22 protein-coding genes and 1 tRNA gene are annotated in these 22,253 nt (G+C 65.9%); 8 read left to right on the top strand and 15 right to left on the bottom strand.

What is annotated here, in order from left to right; translation table 11 throughout:
- Nucleotides 1–40: 40 nt before the first annotated feature.
- The 4 genes from NQK81_RS27410 to NQK81_RS27425 form a co-directional block, all read right to left on the bottom strand.
- Nucleotides 41–2,059, bottom strand: coding sequence for an NADPH-dependent 2,4-dienoyl-CoA reductase (locus tag NQK81_RS27410; protein WP_257483778.1), 2,019 nt, complete (start codon nucleotides 2,057–2,059; stop codon nucleotides 41–43).
- A gap of 9 nt (nucleotides 2,060–2,068) precedes the next feature.
- Nucleotides 2,069–2,605, bottom strand: a complete 537-nt coding sequence (locus NQK81_RS27415; protein WP_257483779.1) for a PadR family transcriptional regulator — start codon at nucleotides 2,603–2,605, stop codon at nucleotides 2,069–2,071.
- Nucleotides 2,606–2,716: 111 nt separating this feature from the next.
- Nucleotides 2,717–3,565: an SAM-dependent methyltransferase gene (locus NQK81_RS27420; RefSeq protein ID WP_185927055.1), complete on the bottom strand. Its 849-nt coding sequence runs from the start codon at nucleotides 3,563–3,565 to the stop codon at nucleotides 2,717–2,719.
- A gap of 27 nt (nucleotides 3,566–3,592) precedes the next feature.
- Nucleotides 3,593–4,060, bottom strand: a complete 468-nt coding sequence (locus tag NQK81_RS27425) for a MarR family winged helix-turn-helix transcriptional regulator (protein WP_257483780.1) — start codon at nucleotides 4,058–4,060, stop codon at nucleotides 3,593–3,595.
- Nucleotides 4,061–4,205: 145 nt separating this feature from the next.
- Here NQK81_RS27425 and NQK81_RS27430 point away from each other — a divergent pair, with 145 nt between their 5' ends.
- Together NQK81_RS27430 and NQK81_RS27435 are read left to right on the top strand one after the other, a co-directional pair.
- Nucleotides 4,206–5,153, top strand: a complete 948-nt coding sequence (locus NQK81_RS27430) for an alpha/beta hydrolase (RefSeq protein ID WP_126732345.1) — start codon at nucleotides 4,206–4,208, stop codon at nucleotides 5,151–5,153.
- Nucleotides 5,154–5,272: 119 nt separating this feature from the next.
- Complete coding sequence (locus NQK81_RS27435) at nucleotides 5,273–6,490, top strand: alpha/beta hydrolase (protein WP_257483781.1); 1,218 nt, start codon at nucleotides 5,273–5,275, stop codon at nucleotides 6,488–6,490.
- Here the strand turns inward: NQK81_RS27435 and NQK81_RS27440 are convergent, their stop codons facing one another.
- Both NQK81_RS27440 and NQK81_RS27445 read right to left on the bottom strand, forming a co-directional pair.
- On the bottom strand, nucleotides 6,491–7,330 hold the full coding sequence (locus NQK81_RS27440; RefSeq protein WP_257483782.1) for an oxygenase MpaB family protein: 840 nt from the start codon (nucleotides 7,328–7,330) through the stop codon (nucleotides 6,491–6,493).
- Nucleotides 7,331–7,375: 45 nt separating this feature from the next.
- Nucleotides 7,376–8,275 carry a serine hydrolase gene (locus NQK81_RS27445; RefSeq protein WP_371878814.1) on the bottom strand — a complete coding sequence of 300 codons (900 nt, stop codon included), beginning with the start codon at nucleotides 8,273–8,275 and terminating at the stop codon, nucleotides 7,376–7,378.
- A gap of 132 nt (nucleotides 8,276–8,407) precedes the next feature.
- On the opposite strand from NQK81_RS27445, the gene NQK81_RS27450 reads away from it, so the two are divergent.
- Entirely contained in the window at nucleotides 8,408–9,004 is a 597-nt protein-coding gene (locus NQK81_RS27450) for a DUF4383 domain-containing protein (RefSeq protein ID WP_257483784.1), read from the top strand.
- Nucleotides 9,005–9,007: 3 nt separating this feature from the next.
- Here NQK81_RS27450 and NQK81_RS27455 read toward each other — a convergent pair whose 3' ends face one another.
- From NQK81_RS27455 to NQK81_RS27465, 3 genes are all read right to left on the bottom strand, one after another.
- Entirely contained in the window at nucleotides 9,008–10,000 is a 993-nt protein-coding gene (locus tag NQK81_RS27455) for an SCO0930 family lipoprotein (protein ID WP_257483785.1), read from the bottom strand.
- An 82-nt stretch (nucleotides 10,001–10,082) separates the two neighbouring features.
- Nucleotides 10,083–11,456 carry a nitrosuccinate lyase gene (locus tag NQK81_RS27460; protein ID WP_257483786.1) on the bottom strand — a complete coding sequence of 458 codons (1,374 nt, stop codon included), beginning with the start codon at nucleotides 11,454–11,456 and terminating at the stop codon, nucleotides 10,083–10,085.
- Nucleotides 11,457–11,481: 25 nt separating this feature from the next.
- Nucleotides 11,482–12,021 (bottom strand): DinB family protein, encoded by a 540-nt coding sequence (locus tag NQK81_RS27465; RefSeq protein ID WP_257483787.1) that lies wholly within the window; start codon nucleotides 12,019–12,021, stop codon nucleotides 11,482–11,484.
- Between the two features lie 99 nt (nucleotides 12,022–12,120).
- On the opposite strand from NQK81_RS27465, the gene NQK81_RS27470 reads away from it, so the two are divergent.
- From NQK81_RS27470 to NQK81_RS45440, 4 genes are all read left to right on the top strand, one after another.
- Nucleotides 12,121–12,196, top strand: a tRNA-Lys gene (locus tag NQK81_RS27470).
- 347 nt (nucleotides 12,197–12,543) lie between these two features.
- Nucleotides 12,544–13,932, top strand: a complete 1,389-nt coding sequence (locus NQK81_RS27475) for a 3'-5' exonuclease (RefSeq protein ID WP_257483788.1) — start codon at nucleotides 12,544–12,546, stop codon at nucleotides 13,930–13,932.
- Entirely contained in the window at nucleotides 13,932–14,663 is a 732-nt protein-coding gene (locus NQK81_RS27480) for a DarT ssDNA thymidine ADP-ribosyltransferase family protein (protein WP_257483789.1), read from the top strand. Before NQK81_RS27475 ends, NQK81_RS27480 begins: the two co-directional genes overlap by 1 nt.
- A gap of 35 nt (nucleotides 14,664–14,698) precedes the next feature.
- A complete protein-coding gene (locus NQK81_RS45440; protein ID WP_371878917.1) occupies nucleotides 14,699–16,441 on the top strand; it encodes an ADP-ribosylglycohydrolase family protein in 1,743 nt (580 codons plus the stop codon).
- 24 nt (nucleotides 16,442–16,465) lie between these two features.
- On the opposite strand, the gene NQK81_RS45285 is transcribed toward NQK81_RS45440, so the two are convergent.
- Nucleotides 16,466–16,630: an ATP-binding protein gene (locus NQK81_RS45285; protein WP_306856065.1), complete on the bottom strand. Its 165-nt coding sequence runs from the start codon at nucleotides 16,628–16,630 to the stop codon at nucleotides 16,466–16,468.
- Between NQK81_RS45285 and NQK81_RS45290 the strand changes: the two genes are divergently transcribed.
- Nucleotides 16,554–16,859: a hypothetical protein gene (locus NQK81_RS45290; RefSeq protein WP_306855994.1), complete on the top strand. Its 306-nt coding sequence runs from the start codon at nucleotides 16,554–16,556 to the stop codon at nucleotides 16,857–16,859. The two genes, NQK81_RS45285 and NQK81_RS45290, sit on opposite strands and share 77 nt — an antisense overlap.
- 194 nt (nucleotides 16,860–17,053) lie before the next feature.
- Here NQK81_RS45290 and NQK81_RS27490 read toward each other — a convergent pair whose 3' ends face one another.
- The 5 genes from NQK81_RS27490 to NQK81_RS27510 form a co-directional block, all read right to left on the bottom strand.
- The gene (locus NQK81_RS27490) at nucleotides 17,054–17,998 is read right to left on the bottom strand and encodes a hypothetical protein (RefSeq protein ID WP_257483790.1); all 945 of its coding nucleotides are present in this window, start codon (nucleotides 17,996–17,998) and stop codon (nucleotides 17,054–17,056) included.
- 9 nt (nucleotides 17,999–18,007) lie between these two features.
- Nucleotides 18,008–18,340: a hypothetical protein gene (locus tag NQK81_RS27495; protein ID WP_257483791.1), complete on the bottom strand. Its 333-nt coding sequence runs from the start codon at nucleotides 18,338–18,340 to the stop codon at nucleotides 18,008–18,010.
- Between the two features lie 373 nt (nucleotides 18,341–18,713).
- Complete coding sequence (locus NQK81_RS27500) at nucleotides 18,714–19,556, bottom strand: S1 family peptidase (protein WP_257483792.1); 843 nt, start codon at nucleotides 19,554–19,556, stop codon at nucleotides 18,714–18,716.
- 697 nt (nucleotides 19,557–20,253) lie between these two features.
- Nucleotides 20,254–21,210, bottom strand: a complete 957-nt coding sequence (locus NQK81_RS27505) for a phosphotransferase family protein (RefSeq protein WP_257483793.1) — start codon at nucleotides 21,208–21,210, stop codon at nucleotides 20,254–20,256.
- 53 nt (nucleotides 21,211–21,263) lie between these two features.
- The gene (locus NQK81_RS27510) at nucleotides 21,264–22,178 is read right to left on the bottom strand and encodes an inositol monophosphatase family protein (protein ID WP_257483794.1); all 915 of its coding nucleotides are present in this window, start codon (nucleotides 22,176–22,178) and stop codon (nucleotides 21,264–21,266) included.
- Between the last annotated feature and the right edge of the window lie 75 nt (nucleotides 22,179–22,253).

The following is a 22,253-nucleotide window of genomic DNA, read 5'->3' on the forward strand; positions in this document are numbered from 1 at the left end:
TCCCGCACAAGGCTCATCCTGCCATCTACGGGGCCACTCGTCAGAGAACGGCGGCCAGGCGGGTTCCCTGGTCGATGGCCCGCTTGGCGTCCAGTTCGGCCGCGACGTCGGCGCCGCCGATCAGGTGCACCGGTAGTCCGGCCGCGCGCAGGTCGTCCACGAGGTCGCGCACCGGCTCCTGTCCCGCGCAGACGACGACGTTGTCCACATCGAGCACGCGCGGCTTGTCACCGACGGTGATGTGCAGGCCGTCGTCGTCGATCCGGTCGTAGGTGACCCCGGTGAGCTGCTCGACGCGCTTGGCCTTCAGCGCGGCGCGGTGCACCCAGCCGCTGGTCTTTCCCAGCCCCGCGCCGATCCCGGACTTCTTGCGCTGCAGCAGGAACACCTGCCGCGGTGACGGCTCGACCTTCCGCTCGGTCAGCCCGCCTGCCGCGTGCTCGGGATCGGTGACGCCCCATTCGGCCATCCACGCGTCCAGATCGAGCGCGGGGGAGGTGGTGTGCGTCAGGAACTCGCTGACGTCCACGCCGATCCCGCCCGCGCCGATCACGGCGACCTTGCCGCCCACCGGTTTCCCGTGCCGGACGACGTCCACATAGGACAGAACCTTGGGATGGTCGATCCCGGGGAGCGACGGCACCCGCGGCGTCACGCCGGTGGCCAGCACAACCTCGTCGAACCCGGCGTCGACCAGGTCGGTGGCGGCCACGCGGGTACCGAGGCGCACCTTGACGCCGGTGACCTCCAGCCGCCGCGTGTAGTAGCGGATGGTCTCCGCGAACTCCTCCTTGCCCGGGATCTTCCGCGCGATCCCGAACTGGCCGCCGATCTCGTCGTCGGCCTCGAACAGTTCGACCGCGTGCCCACGTTCGGCGAGGCCGGTCGCGGCCGCGAGCCCGGCGGGGCCCGCGCCGACGACGGCGACGCGTTTGGTCTTCCGCGTGGGCGAAAGCGTCAGCGCCGTCTCGTGGCCCGCGCGCGGATTCACCATGCAGGACACCAGTTTGCGCTTGAACGCGTGGTCGAGACAGGCCTGGTTGCAGGCGATGCAGGTGTTGATCTCGTCCTCGCGCCCGCTTTCGGTCTTGCGGATCCATTCCGGGTCGGCGAGGAACGGCCGCGCCATCGACACCAGGTCCGCGTCACCGCTCGCCAGCGCCTCCTCGGCGACCTCGGGCATGTTGATCCGGTTCGACGTGACCACCGGGATCCCGACGTGCGGTTTGAGTTTCCCGGTCACCCAGGTGAACGCTGCGCGCGGCACGGACGTCACGATCGTCGGCACTCTCGCCTCGTGCCAGCCGATACCGGTGTTGATGATCGTCGCGCCCGCCTCTTCGACCTCCTTGGCCAGCGCGACGACGTCTTCCCAGCGCTGCCCGCCTTCGACGAGGTCCAACATGGACAGTCGATAGACGATGATGAAGTCCTCGCCGACCGCTTCCCGCGTGCGGCGCACGATCTCGACGGCGATCCGCCGCCGGTTCTCCGCGCTGCCGCCCCATTGGTCGGTCCGCTTGTTCGTCCGCTCGGCGAGGAACTGGTTGATGAAGTAGCCCTCCGACCCCATGATCTCGACGCCGTCGTAACCCGCTTCCTTGGCCAGGAAGGCACAATCGGCGAACGCGCGGATCTGGCGCAGCACGCCGTACCCGGAAAGGGCCCGAGGCTTGAAGGGGTTGATCGGCGCCTTGATGCTTGACGCGGAGACGCTCAGCGGGTGATAGGAGTACCGGCCCGCGTGCAGGATCTGCAGCGCGATCTTGCCGCCCGCCTCGTGCACGGGATCGGTGAGTCGCCGGTGCGCCTTGGCTTCCGCACGTGTCGAGAGTTTCGACGCCAGCGGCAGGAGCCAGCCGGTCCGGTTCGGCGCGAAGCCGCCGGTGACGATCAGCCCGACGCCACCGCGGGCGCGTTCGGCGTAGTACTCGGCCAGTTGCGGGAAATGCGCTTCCTTGTCTTCGAGGCCGGTGTGCATCGAACCCATGATCACCCTGTTGCGCAGGGTGGTGAAGCCGAGATCGAGCGGGGACAGCAGGTTCGGGTACGGGCTCATCGCTGGTCCTTACGCATCGTGGTGGAATGCCTGGAGGACTTCCTCGAGCCACTCGACGTGGCCCTGTTCGGTTCGGATTCCTCCGCGCAGCACGAGGAACTGATGCAACGACTGTCCACTGAGGACGCTGGGATCGGGGAAGTCGTGCTTCTCGATCCGCAGGTAGGCGTCGAGGCGTGCCGCGTGCGCGTCGCGATGCCGGGTGACCTCGGCGGCGACGGCGGCCGGATCGCCGAGGGTGGCGCCGCGGATCTTCACGGCGAGCTCCCTGGCGGTGGCCGACGGGTCGGGTTCGGCGAGCCAGCGGGTGAGTTCGGCTCGCCCCGCGTCACCGACGGTGTAGACCTTCTTGTCGGGTTTCCCGGACTGCGCGACGTGGTCGACGGCGACCCAGCCCGCGTCCTCCATCCGCTTGAGGACGCGGTAGATCTGCTGGTGGGTGGCGTTCCACCACAGCCCGATGGATTTCTCGAAGCGCCGCGTCAGCTCGTAGCCCGAGCCGGACCGCTCGGACAGTGAGACCAGGATCGCGTGCTCCAATGCCATGCACCTAGTTTCATATGCACCTAGTTGCACGGCAAGGCGACGCGCGTCACAAAGCGCGTGAAGGCCCCCTTCCCTCGGCTGAGCCGAGGGAAGGGGGCCTTCACGGGAAAGCTACGGCTTGCGGGCGATACCCCCGATGACGCGGGACTCCGAAGGGGCCGCGGCGAAGATCGTCTTCTCGTCCGGGTGCCATGCCGGCGCGTAGACCAGGCCCGGCTCCAGCAGCGGCCAGCCGCCGAAGAACCGCCGGAACTCGTCCATCGTCCGCAGGAAACCGGGGTTGGTCGTGGTCTCGTAGTACTCGAGGATGTCGAGCAGTGCCTGCCGTTCCTCGTCGTTGGCCGGGTTCTCGTTGGTCATCTGCGAAAGCACCAGCAGCGAACCCGGGGCGAGCCGGTCGCGGTAGAAGTCCAGCAGCCCGTCGGGGTCCTGCTCGTCCTTGATGAAGTGCATGACCGCGTTGACCACCAGCGCGACCGGCTCCCGGACGTCGATGATGCCGGAGTCCATCACCCGGTCCCACAGGTCCTGGGGGTCGAACAGGTCCGCGGCGATCGCGTGGTGGCGATCCGGGTCGGCGGTGTCGGCGAGCAGCAGCGTCGAATGCGCGAGCGCGATCGGCTCGTTGTCGATGTAGAGGACGTGCGTGTCCTCCTGTGGCCGCGCCTCGTCGGCGACCTCGTGCACGTTGCCGGCGGTCGGCAGGCCGGAACCGATGTCGACGAACTGCTTGATGCCCAGCTCCGCGCAGTGCCGCACGGCCCGGCCGAGGAACTGCCTGCTGGTCTTGCAGTAGTCGCCCATGAGCGGCAGGCGCTCGCGCACCTTCTCGGCGAATTCGCGATCGATGGCGTAGTGGGTGTCGCCGCCGATGAAGTAGTCGTAGACGCGGGCCGCGGACGGCCGGTCCAAGCTGTTCTCGACGGCCTTGAGCGCCGCGTCGTGATCGATCATCGTCATCCCTTTGTCCGCGCCGGAAATCCCATGCTAACCGGCCGGGACGTAGGCCTCGCGGTAGGCGTTCACGGATTCGGTCAAGCGATCGAGCTCCGCGCGGGTGCGGGCGAGCCCGGCCGCGTCGAGGCCCATCGCGTCGCCGATGATCTTCGGGATCCCGCTCGCGCGTTCCCGGAGCCGGGCGCCGTCCCCGGTCAGGCTGATCCGGACGGACCGCTCGTCGTCGGCCTGCCGGACACGCTCGATCAACCCGGACTTCTCCAGCCGCTTGAGCAGCGGCGACAGCGTGCCGGAGTCGAGGTTCAGCACGGTGCCGAGCTCCTTGACCAGCCGCTCGTCCTCTTCCCAGAGCGCGAGCATCACCAGGTACTGCGGATAGGTCAGGCCCAGATCGTCGAGCACCACGCGATAGAGCGCGGTCACGGCCCGCGATGCCGCGTAGAGCCCGAAGCACAGCTGATCGTCCAGGCACAGCGATCCGGTGTTGTCCGTCGGCATCGGTCCTCCTCGTCCCCCATGGTGCGTCGATCATGCCGCAGATCGCCAGTCGAGTGAGCCAAATCTCCTTGGGTGCATTTTAGTTGTGCACAACTGAGTTGTGAGCTACCTTTGTTGCATCGACTTCGGAACCCAGGAGGCAGAAATGACCGCCAACCCGCACGACCTGGCCCTCGAACCGGCCGCGCAGGCCTTCGTCGAGGCCACCGCCAACCCGCCGTTCCTCTTCCAGTTGCCGCCGGAGGAAGGACGCAAGGCCGTCGACGAGGTCCAGGGCGGCGACGTCGAACTGCCCGCCGCGGACGTCGAGACCACGCACGTGGACGGCGTCGAGGTCCGCATCGTCCGGCCCCAGGGCGTGACCGGGCCGCTGCCCGTGATCGTCTACATCCACGGCGCCGGCTGGGTCTTCGGGAACTTCCACACCCACGAGCGCCTGGTTCGCGAGCTCGCGGTCGGCGCGGGCGCGGCCGTCGTCTTCCCCGAATACGACCGCTCGCCCGAGGCGCGCTACCCGGTCGCCATCGAGCAGAACTACGCCGTGGCGAAGTGGGTCGCCGAGCACGGCGCCGAAAACGGTCTCGACGGCACGAAGATCGCGATCGCCGGAGACTCCGTCGGCGGGAACATGACCGCCGCGCTCACCCTGCTCGCGAAGCAGCGCGGCGACGTCACCTTCCGTCAGCAGGTGCTCTTCTACCCGGTCACCGACGCGAACTTCGACACCGAGTCCTACCGGAGGTTCGCCGAGGGCTACTTCCTCGCCCTCGACGGCATGAAGTGGTTCTGGGACCAGTACACGACCGATCCGGCGCAGCGCGCGGAAATCACCGCGTCGCCGCTGCGCGCGAGCCTCGACGAGCTCGCGGGCCTGCCGCCCGCGCTGGTGATCACCGCCGAGGCCGACGTCCTGCGCGACGAGGGCGAGGCGTACGCCGCCAAACTGCGTCAGGCCGGGGTTCCGGTGACCGCCGTGCGGTACCAGGGCATCGTGCACGACTTCGTCATGCTCAACACGTTGCGCGGAACGCACGCCGCGGAAGCCGCGATCTCGCAGGCGATCGGCGTGCTGCGCACGGCACTCGAAGGCTGAGGTCCGTCCGGGGTGACCCGTGTCACCCCGGACAACACTTTCCGGTGGCCGCACGTCTCTTGATCCGGATGTGGGAAGTGCGGCGCGGGGGCGTGCCGCCGCCGGGAGGGACGATCGCCATGGGACTGGGCCTGAGCGCCATCCGGCTGGATTCGACCCTGAACCTCGTCATCGTGGTGGTGCTGGCGCTGCTCGCGATCATCGCCGTACCGTTCTTCTGGGAACGCTGGCGCCGCAAGCTTTTCGGCCGCAGCGCCACGATCCTCCTCGCGGTGGTGCTGATCGTGGTCAGCACCGGGATGGGCGGGAACATGATCGGCGGGTTCTTCCCGACGGTCGGTGCCCTGTTCGGCACCGGCGTGTACTCGGGGCAGGGAGTCGACGCCGTCGGCGGGCAGAACGGCGCGGACCTGGACAAACTGGGCGCCGGCGGGGCGATGCGCGCCAAGGAGGGCAAGGGTTCCGTCGTGTACATGACGGTGACCGGCAAGCGCACCGGCCTGACGCGTGACGTCTCGGTGTATTTCCCGCCCCAGTACTACGGTTCCGCGTACCAGGGCTTCAAGTACCCTGTCATCGAATGGATCCCGAACTATCCGTCCGGGCCCGAAGTGGTCACCGGCCCGTACGGCCTGCCCGCGCAACTCGACGCGGCCATCGCGAAGAACGTGCTCCCGCCGTCGGTGGTGATCATCCCGGACCCGACCGGGAAACCGAAGATCGGCCACGACACCCAGTGTGTCGACGAGGTCGGCGGGTCGGCCAACGACACCTACCTGACCGCCGACATCCGCGACTGGGCGATCGAGAAACTCGGCGCCAACCCGCAGCGGAAGGCGTGGACGATGGCGGGCTGGTCCTCGGGCGGGTACTGCGCGATGAACCTCGTGACCCGGCACCCGCAGTGGTACGGCCAGGCCGCGAGTGTCAGCGGCTACACGGAAGCTTCGGTGGACGCGGAGACGGAGAACCTGTTCAAGGGCAGGCAGGACATCATCGACGCCAACAAGGTCACGCTGAACCTGCAGAAGCATCCGTCGCCGGTGGACATCCTGGCGATCGCGGGGGACAAGGAAGGCTTCGAGAGTTCCTCGCTCGATCAGCTCCAGGCGGCCGTCCGCGCGCCGGCGACGCTCTCGTCGTGGCGGATCCCGGACGCCGGCCACAACATGAACACCTTCAAGACGCAGATCCCCGACGTGCTGGCGTGGATCGGCGCGCGGACCTTGCCGCCGTCCCCGCCGCAGGACAAGAAGATCGTCACCAATGGCGGGGTCAAACCGTGGCCGCTGCCGAACACCGGTGCCAAGGGCGCGCTGGTCGACGTCGTCGAGTAGCTACCCGCGCTTGGCGCGATAAGCCTTGGGGTACAACCGAAGCCGGTCGGGAACGCGTTTTCCGGCCGCGCTCGTGACCGCGCCGAGGCGCCGGAGCCGGCGCTCGTCCGCGTCTGTCCACTTGAGACTCAAGCGGTCGCGCAGCGCCGCGGGGAGCAAGCCGATCGCGCACAGGGTCAGCACGTTCCCGCCCGCCGGCCGGACGGGACGCCACAAGGCCTCCGGCAGGAACCACCACGGCGGTGGTGGTGTGTCCCGCATGGTGATCGAGTGGAGCAGTTCCCGGACGGTGTGGTTGTCCTCGAGCCGGTTCGCGACGACGTCGTCGAAATAGGCCTCGAATCCTTCGAGGTCCTCGGGCATGTGGTGCTCGCGAAGGCCGAGTAGCAGGCCGAGGCGCCGCCATTCCGCATAGAAGCGGCGCTTTTCGGCGTGGGACAAGGGATGTATGAACACTTCCCGCATGCGGACCGTCGTCCAGAACGTCGATCCGTGCACCCACCAGTAGGCCTCGGGGTTCAGCGCGTGATAGCGCTCGCCGTGATGGTCGACGCCCTTGATCGCCTTGTGCAGCTCACGGAGCCGCTCGGCCTCGGCGACCGCCTCGCGGCCGCCGAAAACCTGGCACAGCAAGGAATCGATGGTCCGGTCGAGCCGGCCCCACGGGTCTTCGGTGTAGTTCGAATGGTCGTGGACACCGGCGCCGACCACCGGGTGCGCGACCTGCAGCAGCAACGCCGTCCCCGCGCCGAGCAGGAGTCTCCGGTCGCCGACCACTCGCCAGGCGACGGAATCCGGGCCGAGCGGGGTCACGGCGGGCAGGCGGGCTTCGGTGCTCATGACGACCTCCCGGAAGAGCGGCGTGCGGCCACTGTCCCACCTTGTTTACAGGTCGTCAATAGCTGGGAGGAGCCCTCTCACCACCTCGGACACGTGTTCGCCGGCGCCGGTGTAGGTGGTCGACACCGGTTGGGAGGTCAGGACGACGACGATGTGGCGATCGTTTTCGCCGACGGTGCCGGAGCTGTGCAGGATCCGGGAGCCGCGGCAGCACGCCCAGCCCTGCTTGATCGACCAGCGAAGGGAACCGACGGCGTCGGGGATGCCGAAGTACTGCCGGACACCGTCGGAACCGCTCTCCGTCGCGCCGCTCAACGCCCGCATGATCGTCGTCCGTGTCCCCGCGCCCGCCCTGTCCAGCAGATAGCGGTAGATCTTCGCGACGTCCGCGGCGGTGATCCGGGTGTCGCCCCAGCGGCCGGGGTCCTCGGGCGGACGCGTGCCGCCGAGGCCGATCTTGGCGGCCCATCGGGTGACGATGGCCGGTCCGCCGAGGGCTGTCCACAGCCTGCTGGCGATGTCGTCGTCGCTGACCGAGAGCATCCGCTGCACGGTGCTCGCCGGTGTGCCCGCTTGAAGCGCATCCAGCGCGATGAGGAGCTTCACCAGCGAAGCCGAGGTGTAAGCGCGCTCCGACTTGAGGGAGACCGTGGTCTTCTTGGCGACGCGGTCGTAGACGACCACGCTCACCTGTCCACCTGGGACGAGGCTCGCGAGCGCCTCGATGTCCACGGACTTCGGCGGCGGGCCCGGCGCCGCCGAGGAGGAGGACGGGGGTGGGGATTCCACCGGTTCCGGTTCGGCTTCGAGGGAGATCACCGCGTCGTTCGAGGCCGCGGCCGCGACCGCCGCCGGGCCGGGACGCGACCGCGGAATCAGCGCCATCGCGAGGATGGCTCCCAGGCACAACCCCACCAGGAGAAAGACTCCGCTCACCTTGCCCACACGACCTGTTGACCGGATCACCCGATCGTGTTCACGGCTAGGCCGTTCGGCCGCCTCGGTTTGCCCGCGAGGGCCCCTGGGTATCCGGCTGCCAAGCCTGAATTCAGGTCGCCAACTCTGGGAGGCGGAGCAATGGCACGTGCACAACGCGCTCGAATCCGGACCGCGGGCGTCCAGCCCGCGCAGGTTCTCGCCGGGCTGTCGAGCCTGGCCTTCCTGGTGTTCGGGATAGTGGGCTTCACCAGGACCGGGTTCGCCGATTTCGCCGGCCGCAGCGACGCGACGGTGCTCGGATTCTCGGTGAATCCCCTTTACAACCTCGGGTTCGTCCTGCTGGGCGCGATCGGTCTGCTGCTGACCTTCGGCTCGGGGCGGTCCCGGGTCTTCGGTCTCCTGACGTTCGTCGCCTTCGGGGCGCTGTTCGTCTGGGGTCTGATGATCGCCGGCACCGTTTCGACGAATCCGGTGTCAGAGGCGGGGAACCCGTTCAACCTCAACTCCACCGACAACTGGCTGCACCTCGGCCTCGCCGCCCTCGGGCTGCTGATCGCGTTCCTGCCCGCGCGGCACAAGGTGCTGCTGCCGGAGGACGAAGACGAGACCGTGGTGACGGACCGGGCCGACAGCGCCACCGTCGTCGAGCCCCTTCCGGACGCCTCGCGACGGCCGAAGCATGAGAAAGGCCCGACCGTCGCTCGTGACGAGCGACCGCCGGGCCTGGCCCACTAGGTCTCAGTAGCCGTAGTCCTGGGCGGGAGCGCCTTCCTCCTTCTTGGGGGCGGCGTTCCCGCTCTGGGCGGCCTTGTTCTTGACCGGCGCGGTGCTCTTGCAGCCCGCGGGCTCGATGACGAACCAGGTGCCGCCGACGCCGTGCCCGTTCGCCTCGCCGGCGTTCGCGTCCTTGGCGTAGCGGTAAACGGCCCACCCGCCGACGGTGACCTGCGTGGTGCCGTCCGCGCGCTTCACCGTGCCGAGCAGCTTCTGGTCGATGCCTTCGAGCTGGACGTCGCCCTCGGCGAGTACCGGCGGCCAGGTCTTCGCGCAGTCACCGTTGCAGGTCGGCTGCTTGTTCTTCTTGTCCTTGGTGAACATGTAGAGGGTGAAACCCTCCTGGTCCACAATGGCCGGTCCGATGCCGTCGACGTTGCTCGCGACCAGCTTCGTGGCGCCGTCCTTCTGTTCGGCCGGAGCCTCCTCCTTCGCGGCCTGGCCGGCCTTGCCGCCCTTGCCGCCCTTGGCGTTCGCGGCGTACCAAGTGCCGCCGACGCCCTGCCCCTTGGTCTCGCCCGCCTTGGCGTCCTTGGCGTAGCGGTAAAGCGCCCAGCCGCCGACGGTGACCTGCTTGCGACCGTCGGCGCGGGTCACTTCGCCGACCAGCGCCTGATCCACGCCTTCGATCTGGACGTCGCCCTCGGCCAGCACGGGCGGCCAGGTCTTCGCGCAGTCACCGTCGCAATTGGACTTCGGCGGCTTCGCGCTGTCCTTGTCGAAGCGGTACAACGTGAACCCGTCCTTGTCGACGAGCACCTGGCCGAGGTCGCCGGCGTCGGCGACGGCCACCTTGGTCTCGCCCTTGGCCGCGGGGGCGTTCCCTCCCGCCCCGGCCACCGCGGCGGCGGGAGCGACGGCGGGCGCCGCCGTCTCGGTGCCGCCCGAGCAGGCCGACAACGCAACCAGGCCCACGGCCGCGGACGCCGCTGCGACGACGAAACGCTTGCGAAGCATGGGATTTCTCCTTGTTCGTAGGGGTTCCGCGGCTTGGCGCGGTGAGCTCGTACCCCCTACACGGAGCCGGTGCGGGACCGGTTCAAGGAGTTTTCGGATTTTCTTCGCGGGCGTCCAGCGCGGCGTCGACGAGCACCCCGGCCGACCCGGTGTAGTTCGCCGGATCCAGCAGCTCGGCGAGGGAATCCGCGGGGAGGACTCCGGTTATCTCCGGCAGATCGGAAAGTACCTCGCCGAGCGGCTTGTCCTGCTCCAGCGCGAGCTTGGCCGCGCGTCCCAGCGCCTCCTTGGCCCGTGTCTTGCCGAGCAGCGGGGCGAGCACGGCCGACAGTCGCTCGGAGACGATCTGGCCGTGCGTGAGGCCGAGGTTCTCGCGCATGCGCTCGTCGTGCACCACCAGGCCGCGGGCGAGCTCGGCCGCCGTATGCGCGGCGCCGCCGGTCAGGCGCAGGCATTCGCGCAGCAGCTGCCACTCGGCGTGCCACGCGCCCGCGGACCGTTCGTCCTCGGAGAGCACGGCCTGGGTGACGCCCGTGGCCAGCACCGGGACCTGGAGCGCGGCCGACCGGATCAGCGTCGCGAGCACCGGATTGCGCTTGTGCGGCATCGCCGAAGAACCGCCACGGCCCTCACCCGCCGGCTCGGTGACCTCCCCGACCTCGGTGCGCGTCAGGAACTGGACGTCGACCGCGATCTTCCCGAGCGCGGCGGCCGTGAACGCGAGTGCGGCCGCGAGGTCCGCCGTCGGGGTGCGGAGGGTGTGCCAAGGGAGCGTGGTCTCGGCGAGACCGGTCTCCTCGGCGAAGGCCGTCTGGAGCCGCTGCGGATAGCCATCGGGCAAGTCGGCGAAGCGCGCGTACTCGGCGTACGCGGCCCTCGTGCCCGCCGCGCCACCGAGCGAGACCGGGAGAACGACACGGTTCAGCCGGTCGAGCGCGTCGAGCGTCAACTGACGCCAGCCCGCCGCCTTGAGCCCGAACGTGGTCGGGACCGCGTGGGCGGTGAGGGTGCGCCCGGCCATGAGCGTGTCGCGATGCGCGCGGGCGAGGTTCGCCAGCGCGTCCGCCGTCGCCTCGAGATCCGCGACCAGGAGCGCCCGCGTCCGCGCGGCGACCAGCATCATCGCGGTGTCGAAGATGTCCTGGCTGGTGGAGCCGCGATGGACGTACTCCGTTCCGGCGGCCTCGGTCAACTCCTTGATCAGCCCCACGACCGGGTTCGCCGTCTCACGAGCCGCCCTCGCCAACGCGACCACGTCGATCTCGGCCGACGCGGCGGCCTCGGTGATCGCCTCCGCGGCTGCCCGTGGGATCAGCCCGGTGGCGGCCTGGGCCCTGGCGAGCGCCGCCTCCGTGTCCAACAGGGCCCGCACCCAGGCGAGATCACCCGTCGCCGCCTCGGCGGGCGTGCCGGCGCGGACCGGGGACAGGAGGCCGGAATCGGGATCGGCGTTCATCGGCCCAGCATCGCACTTCAAGGTTTCAGTGGCCTGTCCTCCCATCGATGCGCTCGCGCAGCAGGTCGGCGTGCCCGGCGTGGCGCGCGTACTCCGCGATGTGATGGGTCAGCAGCCACCGCAGTGAGAACGGCTCGCCGTCGCGGCGGCTCTTGCCCGTGTCGTCGAGCGACGCGGCCGCCACGATCTCGCGCGACCGCGCGCACTCCTGGTGCCACGCCGCCCACGCGGCCTCGACGTCACCGCCGGTGTCCTCGAAGTCCTGCTCGGGCCACTCGTCGGAGTAGTAGAGCAGCGGCACGTCCTCACCCGCGAACTGCAGGCGGAACCACCAGCGCTCGACGCCCGTGAGGTGCCTGAGCAGCCCGTGCAGCGACATGCTCGACGGCTCCACCGACCGCAGGGCCATCTGCTGCGGTGTCAGCCCCTGGCACTTGAGCTCGAAGGTGCGGCGATGCCAGTCGAGGGTCGACGTCAGGATCTCACGCTCACTCGCCACACGCGGAGGCTCCGGACGGTCGCCTTCCCAGTTCGGCGCATAGTTCTCGTCAGGGATCGTGTCCATGCCCCCGACCTTGGCAGAGACCCCCGACAATTCGGTCGCGCTCCGGCGGCCGCCCCGCCATCCTGGTGGTCGACGGCGGTCTACTAGACTCGGCCGCACGGGCCGTTAGCTCAATTGGTAGAGCTGCGGACTTTTAATCCGTAGGTTCTGGGTTCGAGCCCCAGGCGGCCCACCACACCTACATCCCCGATGACCTGCGGGGATGTAGGTTCTATGTGCCATGTTTGCCTCGACGAGGACGGCGATTGGGCTCCGTTTCGTCTCCGTTTGCTCTGGTGTGCCGATGTCGATGCCTGGGTAGACCTGCGGCTGGTGGTGACGCTCTGAACTGGCGCGCGTAGGTGCCCGCCCGGGCAGGACGCTCCGCCAACCTCGATCTGAGTGTGGTGTGCCTGGGTAGCCGTCAGCGGCCAGGGAAACAACATTGGGACCTTCGAGGCACTCAGGTAGAGTCCATGGTCTCTCGGCGGTGCCACGCGCGTGGCAACTCCCATCCGCCGGTGATCTACAGGGAGACACTTAATGGGCCTACCCATACCCCAGGGCCGCCAGCGTGACGTCGTCTACCTGGCTGGCGAGGGCCACCAAGTTGTCCTCGGCACCGCTGGTACCGGCAAGACTGTGATGGCCATCCATCGCGCGGCTCATCTGGCTGACAACCGCACCCGGAACTCAGGGCCAACCCTCCTGCTGACTTACAACAACTCGCTGGTGACGTATCTGCGTCATCTCGGAGACAAACTTCCTGGGGTCACTATCGAGACCTACGGGAAGTTCGCCCGCGGCTACCTTGCCTCGCAGAACAAGATGGGTTACAACCAGATTGCGGGGCCTGATCAGCGACGATTTCACGTTGCTCAAGCCATAAAATCAACCGCAGCAGTTTACAAGCCTAACAAGTTCTTTGACCGATCAAACGACTTCTTCCTGGACGAGCTCGAGTGGATCGATGGTAACGGACTAAAAACAGTCGAGGCGTATCTTGATGCGGACCGAGTCGGCCGTATGGCTGCGCTGCAGCCTGCTCAACGACGGGCAGTCTGGGTAATCCGCGATAACTACCTTGCATCCCGAAAAGGGGGAGGGTATAGGTACGACTGGGCTTCCCTTCCTGCGTCGGTGCGTGAATCATTGGCGACTGATGCTAATTCACGTCGATACAAGCATATTGTTGTGGATGAGGCTCAGGATCTTTTTCCTGAGGCGATACGATCACTGGCAGAGGCAATCCCTGAGGACGGCAGCCTGACTCTGTTTGCAGATTATGCCCAGCAGATCTATGGGCAGCGGATCTCCTGGCGTTCGTGCGGCTTGAAAGTAGTCAAGGCCGAGGTTTTCCTGGACAACTATCGTAATAGTCCTGAAATCGCTCGGCTAGCGATCGCGATGGCTAAGATGCCCCACTTCGCCGATTCTGCGGACCTAGTCGAGCCTCGTGCACCGCAACGCGCAGCAGGGGCGAAGCCTACCCTGAGCAGGTATGCTACTCGGGAAGACGAGGTGAAGGCGGTATCGAGCACTGCCGCGCGTGTTGGGCGAACGAGCCGGGTTGGCGTGCTGGCCCGCACTCGGAACGAAGCCAGAAAGGCCGTTCAAGGCTTGTCTGGGGTTCGGATGCTGCACGACGACATGCGCCGCTGGGAGATTGACTCCGGTATCTATGCCGGAACCTATCATTCTGCCAAAGGGCTTGAGTTCGACGTGGTATTTCTTCCATTCTGTGGAGCTGACCGCTGCCCAGACAGTGATGCTGTCGCTGCTTTCGGTTACGACGAGGCTGCCAGTCGCGAGAGTCGGCTTCTTTATGTTGGCGTCACTCGCGCGCGAGCGGAACTTGTTATCTCCTATACTGGCCAGCTAACTTCACTGCTTCCGCCTGCTGATTCTGGTCTCTATCAGGTGGCGCACTGATGATCAAGTATGACGACGCGGTCGCGGCTGAGATGTTAACGCACCCGGTAACACGGTTAACGCATTTCACGCCCGCCATGAACCTGCCCAATATCGTGAGCGATGGTCGTTTGCGTAGCGTCAAAGATCTTGGCGAAGATGTTAGAGCTTGTTATCGGACCACGGATCGTCAACGCTTGGACGGCTATCCCGATAAAGTTTGCTGCAGTCTTCAGTATCCAAATGGCTTCTACTTCAAAATTGCACGACAGAAGCACGATATCGTTAACTATCCTGACTGGGTCTGCCTGCTGCTGGACAAGTCGGTCGCAGCAGTCGAAGGGACTTTGTTCTGCCCTCGTAATGCCGCTGCTGCCGGAGGGATGGCTGTTGCTGGCGTTCAGGGCTTGCGGGCCTGCTATGCGAAGTCGGTTCCTGGGCAGGGAGGCTTCACTCGTTCGCGTGGCCCGAGTCACGACCCGGCGAGCCCCACTGACGTACAAGCTGAAGTACTTGTAGTCGCTCCTGTTCTGATCTCGGCGATCCGTGCGATCGTCTTTCCGACAGAAGCTGCGGCTGCCGAGGAATACGGACGTTTGGAACGGTTTGGGCAACTACCTCCCGGCCACGTGGGCTGGATTGTTTCGCCAGGTATGTTTAGTCCGGAAAGCATAACCTCTGCTGTCCGATTCAGTCGGTATTTCTCTGAGACAGCTTGGTACCCATCAGCACGACCCAAGGCGACACCATGACTACAAATGAAGATACTTCGCGTGCTGCACAGGGAATGTTCCTGGGGGCGGCCGTGGGTGACGCGTTGGGCTGGCCTCAGGAGATCCGCGGCAACCTGATCGGCGGGCAAAAGGAACGCGATCGAGCAGTGCCACGCCTCGAATTTCGCGACTGGACCCGCCATGCCGGGCAATACGCTCGGCGCTACCGTGACCCGGTACGAGCTGGTGAGTATAGCGATGACACGCAGTTGCTTCTTGCAACGGCCAGGTGTTGCCTGGCAGGCGAAGCGTGGTGGACGCGCCTCACGGAAGTCGAACTCCCGGCATGGCCTTTCTATCAGCGCGGTGGCGGTGGGGCAGTGCTAACTGCTGCGTCTTCTTGGGCTGAACGACGGCCGCCGTGGAGAGGCCAAGGTTCAGCGCAGGCGCCAAGGGTCGCTACCCGATATCGTAACGCGGGCGCTAACGGCGTAGCTATGCGTATCTCGCCTCATGTACTGTTCGCGGGCAGTCCGGATGAGCTCATTCGCCGTGTGTTTCTCGACGGGATAGCGACACACGGGCACCCAAGGGCGCTTGTGGGAGCGCTAAGTTACGCATTCGTATTGAGAAGCTGTCTTTCTTCGACAGGGACTCACGGATTCGGGGCAAACGTTCACGCTGCCGCTGTCGGATTGGTCGATGTCGCGAATATTGTTCCGCTTCTTCCTGAAGGGTGGGGATCTGCAAGTGAAATCGATCATTTTGCATCGACCTGGCGAGAAGCAAATGAAGAGATGGAGCAACTCCTTGGTATAGTCTCAGACTCTCTTGGGCAGGGTGCTATGAGTGACCCTGAGTCAACGTTGGAGAAAATCGGATGCACAGATAAGGATATCGGTGGAGCTGGAACAGTCAGCGCTGCCGGAGCTGTGTACCTTGCAAGCCGATTTGCTGCGCGTCCGCATGAAGCTCTGCTTTCCGCAGCTTACTTGAGTAAAGCAGATACGGATACATTGGCGTCACTTACTGCGGGAATCCTTGGTGCATTACACGGCCCTGATTGGCTCGGGCCCCTAGCGTCGACAGTGCAGGACGCTGGCTACCTCAGTGATATGGCTGCTCGTTGCGTGACGCAAAGCGACCTGGCATCATCCTGGCCGACCAAGCGGCCGAGGACGCTAAGTCGCGAGATCAGGGAAGCTCTTGTATTGCGCAAGGTCGCCGGCGGGGAATTTCCTGACGGGCGTTATTATCATGTTGGCGAATTTGTACTTCTTAGCGAAGAAGTTCTGCGTACGAAACTCAGGCTCGACGACGGGCAGACTGCTCTGATTGACACCCCGCTAAGGTCGACAAGCGCCACGAATAGGACATCGGACGCCTTGCGGGAGAAGTCAGTCACTTCAAAAGCGTCCGATGCTGTAAGCAACAAGGCTGCCTCGAGTTCGACGAGCTCGGAATCTTCCGTTGCCGGAAGTGGGATTTCGAGGCAGCGCGTTGAGGCACTTCTTGCCGCGAGAAACCTTGCAAAGACTGCCAGTTTCTATGCTCGGCTTATTGGGCGAGATATACCAGTTTCTGCTGGTATGGCCGAGATAAATTCTCGGCTATTGATGTTTGAGACTCCTGACGATACGCCTATTGACGCTGATTTGGTCTCAATAAATGTTGTGGTCGATGACTTCTCGTCCATGATATCGAGGCTTGGGCTTGAGGGATCAGAACTAATACTTCAAGGGGGGGTATTTGAAGTGAGAGATCCTGATGGTCGAATTGTTCGAGTTAGTCAATCAACTGAACATTCGGCTAGCTAATCAGCTCCCACCGACAGTGTCGGCTCAGTGCGCAGTCGCCGACCGGGCGCAGGCGAGTCGGTAGGAGGTGGTGTCAGTCTCGAGGATGTTGCCGGCAAAGGTGAGTCGGTCGATGATCGCGGCGCAGAGACGTGGGTCGGTGAAGGTGCGGGTCCAGCCGGAGAAGGGCTGGTTGGAGGCGATGGCGATGGAGTTGGTCTCCTCGCGTTCGGTGAGGACTTGGAAGAGCAGTTCGGCGCCGCGGGCGGTCGAGTTTCATGGAGCCGAACTTGTCGGTGCAGAGCAGGTCGACGCGGCCGTGGCGGGCGATGGTCATGGTGAGCTGGCGTTCGTCGGCGGCCTCCACCAGCTCGTTGACCAGCTTCGGGTGGGCCGGAGTCGTGTCATCGGGGTCCAGCGGCGGGTTACATCGCGGTGAGTGCGGTCTTCTGCGAGGTGCGGGAAGGCCACGGAACGCGGTAACGCCCGCCGAGCCATCGGCGACCTAGGTAGTGGCCCGGCAGCCTCTCCCCCTCGCTGCCGGGTCTTTTGCTGCGCTCGCGTGCCGACTTGCAGCTGCCGCCACTATTGCAAGTGTGCGACGAGGTAAGCGCTAGAGCGGGTCTCCGATCCTTAGAAGTCGGCGTCGTCGAGTGGGAAGTGCTCTTTGTCCCATTGGCGGCGTAGCGCGATCAGGGCGGCTCGATTGAGGACCGTGATCTCGGGCTTGTTCTCGTGTGTCGTTCGGGCGATGAGTCCTTGTAGCTCGAGGTAGGTGAGCGACCGGCGGAGCCGGTGGGTGGTGTAGCGGCCGTTGTGTTTTGTTGCTGCGACTTGTGCGGCGGGTGAGTGCAGCAGGTCCGGGGTTCGCTGGTGCCAGAGTTCGACGAGTCGGGTGCGGTCGCAGGTCGGCTGGGCGTGGTCGGTGATCTCGAGGAGGAGGTCGGCGACGTCCACGGTCTCGCCGGAGACTGGTGTGCCTTGGAACTCTATGAGTCCCTTTTTGATATGGCGGGCGGCACCGCGGCGGCCGCGTTCGGCGGCGACCGCGTCAGCGAGCCGGTAGCTGGCGTTTGCTGAGTTTGGCCAGGGGAGGAGCTGTAGCCGGGCCCAGAGTGCGGTGTCGGCGAGTGATTCCTCGCCGGCATGGGCCTGGCGGTGGTCGTCAACAGCGACCGCCAGAGCCAGGAGCGAGCGCTGTAGGGACTCCACGACGCTGTCGCGATGGACCTGGCGGACGCGGTCGCAGGCCAGGGCGACGTATTGGTGCAGGACGGTGTTGAAGCGGCTGGCGCGTTCACGCCAGGCGATGAACTCGCGGTACTGGCTGGTGTGCTCGGCAGCGGTCATGAGCCCGGCGTCGTGTTGCTTCTCGGCGAGCTTGATCTGGTCGCGGCGGCATGTGGCCGTGTGGCTCGCCTGGGCTTCAATAGTTTTGAGTACGCGGTAGGTCTGAGAGACGCGGTCGTCGGCGAGTAGGGCTTCCCACCTGTCGCGGTGAGATGGGGTGAAGGCTTCGCGGATGTAGTGCTCGGCGTCTTCGTCGTTCGCTAGGTCGTACGGGAGCGAGTTCGGCACGGTTGTCCCTCACGGGGTGGTCGGTTCACGGTGGCAATCGGCGCAGAGTTGCGCGTTCGGCGGCAGGGGAGCGTCGACGAGGCCGATGCGTGCGCATCGAGTCAGGACCGCGGTGTACTCCCCGGACTTGGTCGGTATCGGCTTCTCGCTGACCTGATGCACGACATACGGGGAAGTGACGCCGATACATGGCTGGCCTGGAGTAGCTGCCGTGACGAGCTGGCCGGCGCCCGGCTCGTGCGGTAAGTCGAGGTCGCAGGGTGGCCAGAACAGCGCGTCCACGCCGAGCTGCGGCTCTGAAACGCGGCCGGGCGTGTGCAACGGGTGCACGGTCGCCAGCATCGCTGTTCCCGCTCGTACGGGATGCCGGTCCGCTGCCGCAGTGGCGGACACCGATGAGGTTCGGACTCTGCGGCCAGGACGACGGATCTGGACTCCGTCCGCGACCAGGAAGGCGCGCACGGCCCGGACGGACAAGTGGTATACAACCGCGAGGTCGCGCAAGGTGGCGCCAGCCTGGTAGCGGACGCTCAGCCCTAACGGCGGACGTGAGTCTCGGCGACATCGTGACGAGACGGCGCGCGCAGTCCGGTAACCCATCTCCGTCCCTGTCCGTCGGGTGGTGTTCTGGTTGAGACGTTCATCAACGCCGATGTCCTGGAAGGTGGGGTGTGCCGCCCCCTTTCGAGAGGAGGCGGCACCCCGAGATCGGTGGCTAGGTGGCGTTGCCGGTGCGGGCGACGTGATAGATCCAGTCCCGCAGCTCCGGGGAACTGGTGAAGACGTCGGGTGTGACGCCGCAGAATTGGGGGTCGGCGGAACGACTGGCGTTTCCGACGAGCTGGGGTACTCCGTCGATGGTGGCCAGGGCAGGTGTTCCGGAGTCTCCGAAGCAGCTGCCGTCGGTGCCGCTGGGATTGTCGGTGCAGATCTCTCCGGCGGAGATGAACGCTGCAGCGCAGCGCGACGGCGCGGTGACACGAGTGTCGAGCTTCTGCAGGCGCCTCGGCAGGCCGGAGCGGGTGCTGTCAGGTTCGGTCACGCCCCACCCGTACAAGGTGACTTTGTCACCACGTCGGGCGGTGTCGCGGGTGAGTTGCACGGTCGGCTGCTGGAGCAGATGGTCGAGCTTGAGCATCGCGGCGTCGACGACCTTCTTCTTTGGCGCGCCCTGTCCCCACTGCCAGCCGGGGTGTACCACGATCTTGCTGACGGTCGCGGTCTCGCCGCCGGAGAGCCGGTCGAGGCTGCCGACCCGGACGTGGAATCGCTTGTCCGCGGTCGGAATCGGCGCGTCATCAGTGTTGAACCACTGACTTGCCGTCGATCGAGCCGCAGGTCCCGCGGGCGGATCCGTGACGCAGTGCGCGGCGGTGAACAGCCAGCCACGGAACACCAGGCCGCCGCCACAGGTGTGGTAGTCGACGTACTTCTCACCGTGTTCGGGTGCGTCGTACTGCAGCGAGGCGATCCCCGGCGGCGCGCTCGCGGCCGGGTGACCACCGATCAGCATCGGCTCGACCCGCGGGGGTGGAGTGTCGGCGACGGCCGTCGTCACGGGGGCAGTCAACGCGGTGGCGATGCTCACCGCTACGGCGGCTGCGAACGACAAAGTCTTTCTGTGCAAGGAGCTGTCTTTCTAGTCGATGAAGGGGCTGAACTGTGCAGTGAGGAGTCGCTACGTGCGTGTGGCGGCCCGCGTCCGGAGTGGTCTACGCGCGGCGGAGGAAGGCTCACCTAGCCCACCGCCTGGCCGCGGGCGGGGACAGAATGCGGTGCGTGAGGCGTTACTAGCGCGTCCTCGGACTGGGCCTTCGTCGTGTCTGAGGCGTAAGAATGCGGGGCAGCTGGAGGGTCTGCTGCTCGTGATTCGCGGTGGTTCGCCGGAGGTCGCGGTCGGACGCGGGCCAGGCCGGGCGAGGTTGCTGATGCTCGGCCGCGATGCGTGCGGTAATACCCGCTACCGAGTCTGGGCGGGAGTTCCAGCGCCGACGCCGTTGGCGGGCGCGGGTGCGCAAGGCGAGCACCGCGCCAGCTAACAGCAGGACAGTCACGAGGCCGACGGGCAGGGCCGGGTTCATCGCCGTTCCGGTTGCTATGGGTCATCAGGCACTCGTCCAGTTGTGGATAGCGGTTGTTCCAGGCTGTGTCCGGCGCGGGTGCACAGGCTCGAAGGACCTGCACGCGCTCGGATAATCGAGGCGTTGCCTAGGCGGGCTTCCCACGAGGTGAAGGTCCTTGGTCAACGTTCTTCCTCACAGGAAGTCGTGGTCCAGAAGGTTCCGTACTCGTGTGCGTTGGGCTTCGAACTCTTCGGCTCGTGCGACGCGGCGCTGCCACAGGCGGCTGAGCCAGTGGAGTGCAACGGTGCGCTGGGCGGCAAGGAACCGTCGGCGGCTGTCCTCGTCACTGACGCGGAGGTCGGGTAACAGGGAGATCCACCGGGCGTCGTCGATTGCGCGGGCACTGGGGTGCTCGATGATGTCCGCGGCGTCGTAGGCGGCTTCGCTGTATCCGGCGAACTCCCAGCCGGCCACTCGGGCGGTGGATCCGTCCCAGAGCCAGTTCGACAAGTTGGAGTCGCCTCGGGAGAAGATCCTGGGTGCCGGGTCGAGAAGCGTCGTCACGGCGCCGCACTCACTCCAGGCGTCGAGGATCGCGCGCATGTCGTAGGTGTCCGGATCGTCGAGGTGATCATCGAGCTGACCGGACCATGTGCCCATGAGCCGGTGCACGATGTCCCTCGCCGCGCCGGCTCGTGGGGTGTCGGCGAACGGTCCGGCCGGGACTCTGCGCACATCGGAGAGGACAGCGACCATGGCGCGCAGTGCGCTGACCGGCTCGTCAAGTCCAGGCACCGCCAGGCCAGGCAGCATCGTCGTAGCCACAGCGGGGAGTTCCGGGTCTGGGTCGTGCCACAGCGGCTGTGGTACCGCCCTGATTCCCGAATCAGCGAGATGGACCAGCGCCCGATACTCACGGACGGCGCGATCATGATCGCCGGATGCGTACAGCTTGAGGCAGATCTCGTCACCTGGGCCGTCCCAGGCGAAGGAGCGATTCCTGCGGCCACCAGATAGTCGGCGCATCCGTAGTCCGGGCAGATCGTCGTCCAGCATGCCCGGGCTTCGCTGATGGAAAATGCGCAATTCAGCGAGCAGTGCAGAGGGTATTGATGTGGCTTGCAGCAAAGCGATTACCTCGGCGTTCATCGAAAAATGTTTGGAAGAACGTCACCCGCGTTTGCGTCCGGCGGCAGCGGTCCCTATGTGACAGTCGGGCTGGGTCTTGGCGTTTCGTTCGTAGGTCCAGAGCTGTCTTCCGCTGCTGTGCACGCAAGGCTGCCGTGGTCGGCCTGATCGCTGCCGGGCCAGAATCGGCTGCCGCGCAAGGGGTGTAGCAGGGGTAGCACTTCCTCGGAGAGTCCTGGGCTGACCGCTACGACGCAGCGGGAACGCACGGAGTGTGGGCTGGCGTCCGAGTCGAGAACCCGTGCTCCGGCCTCACGGGCGATGACAGCGCCGCCTGCGGTGTCCCAGGTCCGGTTGCCGAGCAGAATGCAGGCGTCGAGGGTTCCGTCGGCGACCCAGACCAGGTCGAGCGCGGAGGATCCATAGCGGCGAAGTCCCTGTGCGCGTGCGGTAAGGGAGTGGTCCAGGGACGCGCACAGGACGTCACGCAAGCCCGTGTCAGTACCACTGCCATAGTCACTGAAGCCAATCAAGGCTTTGTTGAGCCTGTCGGTATTCGATGTTGTGATCGGCTCGTCGTCACGGAAGGCGCCGCCGCCTTCCGTTGCCGAGTATCGGTGCCCGAGAAAGGGCAGTGCGGTGACTCCTAGTACTGGTTGCTCGTTGTGTACCAGACCGAGTGCGATCGCGCAGAGTGGGTTGCCGTGCTGGTGGTTGATCGTGCCGTCGATGGGATCGAGAACCCAGTAGGTGTCACGGTTTCCGACTGGGCCCGTCTCCTCGCCAAGAAACCCAACGTCGGCGCCGCCCGCGCCTGCCAAGCACTGGTGTATCAGGCGCTCGACCGTCTCGTCGACGTCCGAAACAGGATCGCGGTCACCCTTGTAGCGGATCTGACGTGGAGGGTGGCGAAGCACATGCTCCACGGCGAGATCCATGGCGTTGTGCGCAGCCGAGAGTGCGAACGTGAGATCAGGTCGCTGCGCCATCTGAGCCCTTCAGATGCTTCGTTGCTGACGGATACCGTCGGGCCGTTCCCTTTGTGACCGTTGAATAGGCGTGGA

The sequence above is a fragment of the Amycolatopsis roodepoortensis genome, from assembly GCF_024628825.1.
Taxonomy (GTDB): Bacteria; Actinomycetota; Actinomycetes; order Mycobacteriales; family Pseudonocardiaceae; genus Amycolatopsis; species Amycolatopsis roodepoortensis.